The sequence below is a fragment of the Bradyrhizobium sp. genome, assembly GCF_049691595.1.
In the GTDB taxonomy this organism is placed as follows: domain Bacteria; phylum Pseudomonadota; class Alphaproteobacteria; order Rhizobiales; family Xanthobacteraceae; genus Bradyrhizobium.
Genome location: NZ_JBAVNZ010000243.1, coordinates 1 through 9915, shown reverse-complemented (window position 1 = coordinate 9915; position 9915 = coordinate 1). Strand labels below are relative to the sequence as shown.

10 protein-coding genes and 1 pseudogene are annotated in these 9915 nt (G+C 64.2%); 4 read left to right on the top strand and 7 right to left on the bottom strand.

Annotated features, from left to right (window positions below; genetic code table 11):
- Positions 1-807, top strand: a pseudogene (locus WCE35_RS10975) (hypothetical protein); the annotation flags it as partial.
- 270 nt (positions 808-1077) lie between these two features.
- Positions 1078-2832, top strand: coding sequence for a caspase family protein (locus tag WCE35_RS10970; protein WP_424593360.1), 1755 nt, complete (start codon positions 1078-1080; stop codon positions 2830-2832).
- 74 nt (positions 2833-2906) lie between these two features.
- Here WCE35_RS10970 and WCE35_RS10965 read toward each other — a convergent pair whose 3' ends face one another.
- From WCE35_RS10965 to thiD, 4 genes are all read right to left on the bottom strand, one after another.
- A complete protein-coding gene (locus tag WCE35_RS10965; RefSeq protein ID WP_424593359.1) occupies positions 2907-3899 on the bottom strand; it encodes a threonine/serine dehydratase in 993 nt (330 codons plus the stop codon).
- A gap of 113 nt (positions 3900-4012) precedes the next feature.
- Positions 4013-5071 (bottom strand): glycosyltransferase family 4 protein, encoded by a 1059-nt coding sequence (locus WCE35_RS10960; RefSeq protein WP_424593358.1) that lies wholly within the window; start codon positions 5069-5071, stop codon positions 4013-4015.
- Positions 5068-5880, bottom strand: a complete 813-nt coding sequence (locus tag WCE35_RS10955; RefSeq protein ID WP_424593357.1) for a UDP-2,3-diacylglucosamine diphosphatase — start codon at positions 5878-5880, stop codon at positions 5068-5070. The genes WCE35_RS10960 and WCE35_RS10955 overlap by 4 nt, the downstream gene beginning before the upstream one ends.
- 176 nt (positions 5881-6056) lie before the next feature.
- Positions 6057-6857, bottom strand: coding sequence for a bifunctional hydroxymethylpyrimidine kinase/phosphomethylpyrimidine kinase (gene thiD, locus WCE35_RS10950; protein ID WP_424593356.1), 801 nt, complete (start codon positions 6855-6857; stop codon positions 6057-6059).
- Positions 6858-7051: 194 nt separating this feature from the next.
- On the opposite strand from thiD, the gene WCE35_RS10945 reads away from it, so the two are divergent.
- A complete protein-coding gene (locus WCE35_RS10945; RefSeq protein WP_027541873.1) occupies positions 7052-7297 on the top strand; it encodes an Lrp/AsnC ligand binding domain-containing protein in 246 nt (81 codons plus the stop codon).
- 22 nt (positions 7298-7319) lie between these two features.
- Here the strand turns inward: WCE35_RS10945 and WCE35_RS10940 are convergent, their stop codons facing one another.
- Positions 7320-8249: a c-type cytochrome gene (locus tag WCE35_RS10940; RefSeq protein WP_424593355.1), complete on the bottom strand. Its 930-nt coding sequence runs from the start codon at positions 8247-8249 to the stop codon at positions 7320-7322.
- A 165-nt stretch (positions 8250-8414) separates the two neighbouring features.
- Between WCE35_RS10940 and WCE35_RS10935 the strand changes: the two genes are divergently transcribed.
- On the top strand, positions 8415-8834 hold the full coding sequence (locus WCE35_RS10935; protein WP_424593354.1) for a CHRD domain-containing protein: 420 nt from the start codon (positions 8415-8417) through the stop codon (positions 8832-8834).
- A gap of 74 nt (positions 8835-8908) precedes the next feature.
- On the opposite strand, the gene WCE35_RS10930 is transcribed toward WCE35_RS10935, so the two are convergent.
- Positions 8909-9355 carry a c-type cytochrome gene (locus tag WCE35_RS10930; RefSeq protein WP_424593353.1) on the bottom strand — a complete coding sequence of 149 codons (447 nt, stop codon included), beginning with the start codon at positions 9353-9355 and terminating at the stop codon, positions 8909-8911.
- 144 nt (positions 9356-9499) lie between these two features.
- Positions 9500-9915: molybdopterin cofactor-binding domain-containing protein (locus tag WCE35_RS10925; protein ID WP_424593352.1), on the bottom strand; the 416-nt coding region annotated here is incomplete at its 5' end.

The window sequence follows — 9915 nt, the reverse complement described above, 5'->3', positions numbered from 1 at the left end:
GAACCGAAGCTCGCCGCCGTCCGCAGGGGGGCGCGGGTGATTCGGGAAATCGCCTGGCGCTTACGGGAGATCGGCAACGACAGCCGGATTTGCGACCTGATCGATTCGCAGGTCAGCGTCATCGAATCGGGCGCCGGCGAAATCTCGACGGGCGAGGTCAGGTCGGCGTTGCGCGCGGCATTCGCTTCGATCCAGGGCCTGCTCGACGAGTTCGGCGACGACCGCGTGCCCGCGCACGCGGTCGAGGAGGCCGTTGCAGCGCCGTTCCCGGCGCCGCTGGATGAAACACTGGTCGCCGTCGCGGAAACGATCGAGGCAGCGCTGGTCGCGGAGGCTCACCAAGCCGAGGGTGCGAGTCTGACAGCGGAGGCCGAAGCGGCACACGCCGAGACGGAACCGACCGAGACGGCAACGGCGGAAACGGCCGCGGCGGCGCGTGCTGACATCATCGACGAAGCCGCGCATGCCGATGACGAAGCGCTGCTCGACATGGTCGCGCTCGAAATGGGCGCGCCGGAGCCTTACGACAGCGAAATCGACGCGCTGCTTGCTGAAGCGGCCCGTATCGCCGAGCCGGCGCCGCCGGAACCGGCAGTCGTCGCCGAGGTGCCTGAACCGATCGCCGAACCGGCAGCGCCTGCGGTGCGACCGGCGCCCCGGCCCGCCGAGGAACCTTCGCCCGGGATATCGCTCGGCTCGACGATCATCGCGAGCGGCATCGTGAGAAATCCGAATGTCGCCGCCAACGATCCGCTGGCGCCGATCCGGCGCATGAGCCAGGTCGAGAAGATCGCGCTGTTCTCTTGAGCCTGGCCTAACCCGTCTGACGCAAATCGCCGTACGTACACTTGAGCTTATTCCGTCCTTGCTAGGAGCAGAGCGACGAAGCAATCCATTCGTCCCTTGCGGCTCGATGGATTGCTTCGCTTTCGCTCACAATGACGAACTCAAGCTGCGACAAGGCGACTGCTATCCGACTTCTGTGCCTCGGTGACCTACGTCACGTAACTCCGCGTGAATCCGCTCTAGCGTACCCACAACCAATCTCGCATCGAGATTCGTTTTTGGGAGCACGTCATGTCCCGTTTCAAATCGTTGCTGTTATGCGCCGGCCTGCTGGCCGCCATGCTGGGCCTCGGGCAAAGCGGCGCAGCTTTCGCCCAAACCGCCAACACCGAAAGCGCTTCGTCCGCGCTGCGCGAGCCCGAGCAGCGGGTTGCGCTCGTGATCGGCAATTCGCGGTACCAGAACGCGACGCCGCTGCAGAACCCCGACGGCGACGCGCAGTCGATGGCGCAGTTGCTGAATTCGGCAGGCTTTGAGGTGACGGCCGCGACCGACCTGACGCAGAACGACATGGTCAAGGTGCTTAAGGATTTTTCCGCCAGGGTCGCCGGCCGCGGCCCCAATACCGTGGCGATGATCTATTACGCGGGCCACGGCGTGCAGCTCGCAGGCGAGAACTACCTGATCCCGGTCGACGCGAAAATTTCCTCGCCGTCCGATCTTGCCAGCAATTCGGTGCGGCTGGTCGACCTGATGGGGACGCTGGAATCGATCCCGAGCCGGATGCGCATCGTCGTGCTCGACGCCTGCCGGAACAACCCGTTCCCCACCGTGAACGATGCCGGACGGGGGCTTGCGATCGTCGATGCGCCGAACGGCTCGATCGTCGGGTATTCGACGGCGCCGGGGACCGAGGCGCTCGACGGCGACGGCAACCACAGCCCGTACACGTCGGCCTTCCTGCATGTCGCACACGAGCCGAACCTGCCGATCGAGCAGCTGTTCAAGCGCGTTCGTCTCGAAGTGAACAATTCGACCGCCGGCCGGCAGACGCCGTGGGAAAGCTCGTCGCTGACCAGCGACTTCTATTTCTTCGGCGATACCGCGGCTGCGGCGACCCGCGCGCCCGATCGAGGCCCGGTCGTGCAGATGGCATCGAACCTGCCCGGCCGTTCCGTGCGCCAGGCCTATGACTATGTGCTGTCGGAAGGCTCGCCCGAATATTACCGGGAGTTCATCGAGCTGTTCCCGCGTGATCCGCTGTGCGACCACATCCGTGCGCTGCTTGCAAACCTGTCGCAGGCAACGGCGTGGCACCAGGCGGTGCTGGCGAACTCCCCGCTCGCCTACGAGAACTTCCACGACACCTACGCCAACAGCCCCTATGCGCAGGCCGCGCTCAAGCTGCAGTCGCAGCCCAGGACCATGCCGTTGATGCAATTCACGCATCTCGTGAACTCCCCGACATTCAAGCCGGCCAACCCCGGCCTGTCGAAGGACAACGGAATCAAACTGGGCGGAACCGGCGTGCAGGTTCATGGCGGCAATCTCGGTGCGACCCTCGGCGACAAGCCGCCAATCAACGGCAAGCCCGGCGGCACCACGGGCGTCGGCGGCCAGATCGTCCATATGCCCTCCGGCACCATGCCGAAGCAGCCGACATCAGATGCGCCATCGTCGGCGCCGACCAAGATCGTCACGCTGCCTGTCACGGGCACCAATGCGCCCGCTTCAACCGGCGGCGCGGGCAAGATCGTGACCCTGCCGGCGGGAACGGTTGGCAAGACCGGGGCCGGCCCGGACCTGAAGACGAATGGTCCCTCGAACCGAATCGTCGACCTTCCGGCGAAGTCGCGGCAGCAATTCCGCACCGAAGGCCTCAAGCTCAACGCCAACCCGCCCGCAGGAAACCGGCTTCAGGGCGATACCCTGTCCGGCAAGGTGAATGGCAGCATCGGCGCCAGTTCCAGCTCGCGCACGGCTACCATGCCGTCCGGTGGCCCGGTCCAATCATTCGGCCAGGGACATGGCGGATTCATGCATTGATCGCGCCGGACTGGACGGCAGCACAAATAATTCGGGGCGGAGTCATGGCTCCGCCCCGTTTCATGTCCGGGAACTCAGGCCACGAGCCTGGCGAACAAATCCGCGTCGACATTGCCGCCGGAGAGAACGATGACCACGTTCTTGCCGCTGATATCGATGATGCGTCCGGCCAGCAATGCGGCGAGGCCAACCGCGCCGCCGGGCTCGACCACGAGCTTCAATTCGCGATAGGCGAACGCCACCGCCTGGCCTACTTCGGCATCTGACGCCGTGACGCCCTGCGCCAACAGCTTGCTGTTGATCGAGAACGTCATCTCGCCGGGGATCGCCGCCATCAGCGCGTCGCAGATGGTGCGGCCGGCGGCATGATGGGCTTCGCGGTGTCCGGCGCGTAGCGAGCGCGCGTGGTCGTCATAGAACTCGGGCTCGGCGACGATCAATTCGGCTAGCGGGAAGCGCGCCTTCACCGCCGTTGCGACGCCCGCGATCAGCCCGCCGCCGGAGGCCGGCGCCACCACGATGTCGGGCACAAGGCCGAGCGCCGCCATATCCTCGGCGATTTCGCGGCCCGCGGTACCCTGGCCGGCGATCACATAGGGATCGTCATAGGGCCGGACCAGGGTGGCACCACGCCTGGCAGCGATGCCGTTGGCGATGGCTTCGCGGTCCTCGCGGTCGCGATCGTAAAGCACGACCTCGGCGCCATAGGCCCTGGTGCGCTCGCGCTTGGTGAGCGGCGAATCCGCGGGCATCACGATGGTCGCCTGCATGTTCAGAATCTGCGCCGCCGCCGCCACGCCCTGGGCATGGTTGCCCGACGAAAACGCGACCACGCCGCCGCTGCGCCTGTCCCGCGGGATCGATGCCAGCTTGTTGAAGGCGCCGCGGAACTTGAACGACCCGGTCCGCTGCAGCATTTCCGGCTTCAGGAACACGTTTGTCCCGACGCGCTCGTTGAGGACGGGAAACGACAACAGCGGGGTTCGCACCGCGAAGGGCGCAACCACCCGCGCCGCCGCGTCGATATCCGCGGCTTCGACGGCTGGATGTGAGACTGGTTCCGTCATCTCCACTTTGTATCGCGGGCGCGGAGGAGCGGGCAAGACGAATCACAGCATGATCCGGAAAAGCACGCCCTCGGGCTCGACCCGAGGGATCATACTCAAACAAGGAAGCGAGGTCAGGCGGCGAAATGCGGGTCTTCCGCCACGAATTCGACCGCATCGCCTTCCGGACCGCGCGGGCGAACATTCATGGCGTGCTCGACAAAGACGCGCGCCGAGGCCTGCCAGGTATGGCGCGCGGCAAAGTCGACGCAGGCCCGCGACGGAATTTTCAGCGCTTCCAGGCATGCCAGGCGTAAATCGTCGTCCAATACGCCGACCGGCGCGGTCCCGATCACGTCGCGCGGGCCGGTGACCGGAAAAGCGGCCACCGGCAGGCCGCTGGCGAGCGCCTCGAGCAGCACGAGACCGAAGGTGTCGGTCCGGCTCGGGAATACGAACACGTCGGCCGCCGCGTAGATTTCCGCCAGTTCCTCGCCATGCCGGGCGCCCAGAAACACCGCCTTCGGATATTTTCGCTCCAGCGACAGCCGCGCAGGTCCGTCGCCGACGACGACCTTGGTGCCGGGTAGGTCGAGATCGAGAAACGCCTCGAGATTTTTTTCGACCGCGACGCGGCCGACGCTGAGGAATACCGGCTCGGGCAGGCAGAGATCGATGTCGCGCGGATGAAACAGGCCGGTATCGACGCCGCGCGACCACAGCACCACATTGCGAAAACCACGTATGCGCAGTTCATTTGCCAGCGCCGGCGTTGCCGCCATCACCGCCTGGCTCGGCCTGTGGAACCGGCGCAGCATCGTCCAGACCCACTTTTCCGGGACCGGCGAGCGCGCCGAGACATATTCCGGAAAACGGGTATGAAAGCTCGTCGTGAACGGCAATCCGTGCTTGCGGCAGTAGCGCCGCACCAATAGCCCGATCGGACCTTCGGTCGCGATATGAATGCCGTCCGGCCGCGCCGCTGCGATCAATAGCGCGATTTTCGAAGGATAAGGCAACGCCAGCCGCAGATCGGGGTAGCTCGGCATCGCAAAGGGGCGAAACAACCGCGGCGTCAGGAAGCTGACATCGACGCCGAAGGCTTTTGCCGCTTCCGCCATCATGGTCAGCGTCCGAACCACCCCGTTGACCTGGGGATGCCACGCATCGGTCGCCACCAGGATATGCGTCATGCCGCGCGCGCCGCGACGCCGGGAACCAGCGCCGCGCGGCGCAGCGGGTCGGTCCAGGTGATGATCTCGAATTTTCCGTCTTCGTGCTCGGCAAGCGCGGTGCAGCTTTCCACCCAGTCGCCGCAGTTCATGTAGCGGATGCCGTGCTGGTCGCGGATGGCGGCGTAGTGGATATGACCGCAGATGACGCCGTCGGCGCCGTGGCGGCGCGCCTCGCCGGCCAGCGTCTGTTCGAACGCGCCGATGTAATTCACGGCGTTCTTGACCTTCAGCTTCGCCCATTGCGACAGCGACCAGTAGGGCACGCCGAACAGGCGCCGGAAGAAGTTGACCAGGCGATTCATCCGAATGGCGAAATCATAGGCCTTGTCGCCGAGATGGGCGAGCCAGCGCGCGTTCTGCACCACGAGATCGAAGATATCGCCGTGAATGACCAGGTAACGCTTGCCGTCGACGCCGGTATGGACGGTGTTTTCCACCACGTCGATGCCGCCGAAATGCGTGCCGTAATAATTGCGCAGGAACTCGTCGTGGTTGCCCGGCACATAGATGACCTTGGCGCCCTTGCGCGCCTTGCGCAGCATCTTCTGCACGAAGTCGTTGTGCGACTGCGGCCAGTACCAGCCGGACTGCAGCGCCCAGCCGTCGACGATATCGCCGACGAGATAGATGGTGTCGGCATCGTGGCTGCGCAGGAAGTCCAGCAATCGGTCGGCTTGCGAGCCGCGGGCTCCGAGATGAACATCGGAGATGAACAAGGTGCGAAAGCGCCGCTCGGGGCTCTCTTCACTCGAGGAGTCACTTCCCATACCTCAGCACCTAACAGATTGCTGTGACAGGGCGATGACCGGTCACGCGACTGATGGTGCCAAGAATGCAGTAACGCGAATCGATGCCACGCCCGTGCGACTGCGGATAACAGCGGCGTGCGACAATCAGGCGACATGCGCCGGCTCCGACGTTTCTGCGAAAGCAGCGACGACGGCTAGTAGAATTGATGGAAATGATGGATCGGCCCGTGGCCGTGGCCGACGCTGAACCGGTCCGCCGCCGCGATCGCGGCGCTGATCCAGGTCTTGGCGTTGCGGACGGCGGTGGCCAAGTCCTCGCCTTTGGCAAGCTCCGCGGCGATCGCCGAGGACAGCGAGCAGCCGGTGCCGTGGGTGTTTTTGGTCGCGACGCGCGGCGCGGTCAGCGCGATGGTGGCGTTGGCATCGATCAGATAATCGGTGCTCTCGCTGCCCTGCCCGTGCCCGCCCTTGATCAGCACCGCCCGGCATCCCAACGCCAGCAACCGCCTGCCCTGATCCTCGACGGCCGCTTCGCTGGACGCCACCGGCTCATCCAGCAGGGCCGCGGCTTCCGGCAGGTTCGGCGTGATCAGGCAGGCGCGCGGCACGAGTTTGGTGCGCAGCGCCTCGACCGCGTCGGCGGCGAGCAGGCGATCGCCCGAGGTCGCCACCATCACCGGATCGAGCACGACGTGTTTCGGCGACCATCGCTTCAGCCCCGCGACGATGGCATCGATTACGGCAGGCTGCGCCACCATGCCGATCTTGACGGCGTTGACGGCAAGATCGGAAAACACCGCGTCGATCTGCGCGGTCACGAACCCGGCCGGCACCTGATGGATGCCGCTGACGCCGGTCGTGTTCTGCGCGGTCAGCGCGGTGATGACGGAAGCGCCGTAGACGCCGAGCGCGGCAAAAGTCTTCAGGTCGGCCTGGATGCCGGCACCGCCGGACGAATCCGAGCCCGCGATGGTGAGCGCGATCGGCGTCATCATGGTTCGGCTCGCGTGGTGGGTATGATCGGGGCCATGATCTGTCCTAACGCGGCGCACGATTGGCAGCAAGTTCGCCTGCCTTGGCCGTCGGTTCTTGGCCGGTTTATTCCGGCGCGTTTTCTTCACGCGAACCGGTATCCACCTCGCCTGAAAACGCTATATTGATGTCGAAAACAGTTTCGGAGACGACAACGATGGTTCCCTTCTTCGTTCAGTTCAAATGCAAGCTCGGCCAGTCCTACGCGGTCGCCAACGCGCTGGCGGAAGCCGAGATCGCTTCGGAGATCTATTCCACCGCCGGCGACTACGATCTCCTGGTCAAGTTCTATGTCGACAACGACACCGACATCGGCCATTTCGTCAACGAGAAGGTGCAGGTCATTCCCGGCATCCAGGACACCCATACCATCATCACCTTCAAGGCGTTCGGCCCCGGCTAGCGCCTGTCGAAACCGCCACGGATCACGAATCCTTCTTCGCCTTCTTCGGCCGCGGCGGTCCGTCGACCGGCGGCAGCGATTTGACATATTCGGCGATTGCGTCGCGATCCTCCGGCGACAATTGCGAAATGTTCCTGATCACGCGCACCATGGCGCCGCCGGCGCTGTCGCCGTCCGGCATTTGTCCGGTTTCGAGGAAATAGGCGATATCTTTCGCGCTCCAGTCCGCAAGTTCCTTTTGCGTGATGTTCGGCACCCAGCCCTCGCCGTCTGGATTAGGCCCTCCCGCAAAGCGCTGCGCAGCGACGATGCCGCCGAGGAAATTCCGCGGGCTGTGGCACTCCGCGCAATGGCCGAGCGCGTGGACGAGGTAGGCGCCGCGATTCCACTGCGCCGGGCGCCCGGCATCCGGCATCAACGGCTTGCCGTCCATGTACAGCCATTTCCACGCGCCGATGTTGCGGCGGATGTTGAAAGGAAACGGCACGTCGTGATCGCGCACCTTGCCGGTCACCGGCGCCAGCGTCTTCAGATAGGCAAAGAGGTCGCGGACGTCCTCGGTCCTGGCGTGCTGATAGGAGGCATAGGGAAACGCCGGAAAATAGTGGACGCCGTCCGGCGAGGTCCCCCTGGTCACGGCGGTCACGAAATCGGCCTCGCTCCAGCCTCCGATGCCGTCGTTCGGATCGGGCGAAATATTGGGAACGTAGAAGGTCCCGAACGGCGACGGCAGCGCCAGGCCGCCGCCGAGCCTCAAGCGATCGGGCTGGTTGGGCACCGCATGGCAGGAGGAACATCCGCCCGCATTGAACGTTGTCAGACCGTTGGCGAGATCAGGCTGATAGGCCGGCAGAGCGCTCGAAAGCACGACCGCCGGTATCGTCAGCCACCAGAAGATACCGACGCCGATGACGCCGGCCAAAACTACAATCAGGAGAACTCGTCGCGGCATTCACCTACCCGTTATGATCAGCCCCAACTTGACGGCCAGTATGGCGTTGTTTCCAGCCGCAGGCTCGCCGCAAATTTCCGGGATTCAGGCCCATTTCAGGAATAAATCCGAAAACCCGCTGTTTTGAAGCTGACACGGTCGTTTGACGTCAACAGGGAGATAGCCATGAAAAAGACCATGCTTGCCACCCTTGCGCTCGGTGCGGCCATTGCCTTCGCCGGGGCGGCCTTTGCCGACAAGATGAAGGTGACGCTGGACGGCAAATCCGAGGTTCCGCCGAACACCAGCGCCGCCACCGGCGCCGCCGATGTCGACTACGATGCCGCCACCAGGAAGTTGAGCTGGAAGCTGACCTATTCCGGCCTCTCCGGCCCGGCCACCGCCGCGCATTTCCACGGACCTGCCGAAGCCGGCAAGAACGCCGGCGTCGCGGTTGCGATCCCGAACGCGACGTCCAGCCCCGCCGAAGGCAGCGCCACGCTGACCGACGCGCAGGCCGCCGACCTGATGGCCGGCAAGTACTACATCAACGTCCACACCGCAGCCAATCCGGGCGGAGAAATCCGCGGCCAGGTGATGAAGTAAGGTCCGCGACAAGCGGGAAAGTGGAGCACAAATAAAGCGAGAGGGCGTTCGCCCTCTCTCTCTTTTCGCACGCCTCAGCTGTTCTTGATGCGAAAGGTCTCGTGGCAACCCATGCACTGCTTGTTCACATTGGGGTAAGTTGCCTTGAGGCTGTCGAGATCCTTGATCTTGCCCTTGGCTTCGCCGACCGCTTTGGCAAAGCCGGCGGCGCGGGCTTCGAAATCCGCCCGCTCGGTCCAGACCTTCGGCGACGCATAATAGTCACCATCCGGCTTCAGGCCCTTGATGCTGTCTGGAAACAATGTCGGGAAGCGCTTGGCGACGTCCTCGAGTTCGGCAAGCGATGCGTTCACCGTGGCTTGATCATAGGGCTTTTCACCCTTGATCATGGCGCTGATGGCAAGCGCATTCTTGAGGTTGGATTTCATCGCAGCCTGGGTCTTGGCGACCTGGTCCTGCTGCGCTGCCACCGCGCCAATACCGAGCAGTAGCGTCCCTAACACGACAGCCGTTCGAAGCATCGTTCAGATCTCCATTTCCCGGTTTCGAGGATTAAGGCTTGAGCATCACGGCTTCCGGATCAAGCCGTGGGTTTCGTTACACAAGGCCCCGACCATCCAACCCCCGACCCAGCGTTTCATTCCGCCGGACTGCGGAACAAAATGTCACAGACTATGCCGGCGCTGATGCTCGCGGATCGCGATCCAGACCCGCTCGGAAGTCGCCGGCATGTCGATGTGGTCGATCTTGTATTCGCGCCACAGCCCATCGATGATCGCATTGACGACCGCGGGACAGGAGCCGATCGCGCCGGCCTCGCCCGCGCCTTTGACACCGAGCGGATTGGTCGTGCAGCGCACGTTGTGGGTCTCGAACACGAATGACGGGCCGTCGGCCGCGCGCGGCAGCGCATAGTCCATGAACGTGCCGGTGACGAGCTGGCCGTCGCCTGTGCTGTAGACCGCCTGCTCCATCAAGGCCTGGCCGATCCCCTGCATGGCGCCGCCATGAACCTGGCCGGCGAGCAGCAGCGGATTGAGCGTCACCCCGAAATCGTCGACGATGACGTAGTTGACGATTC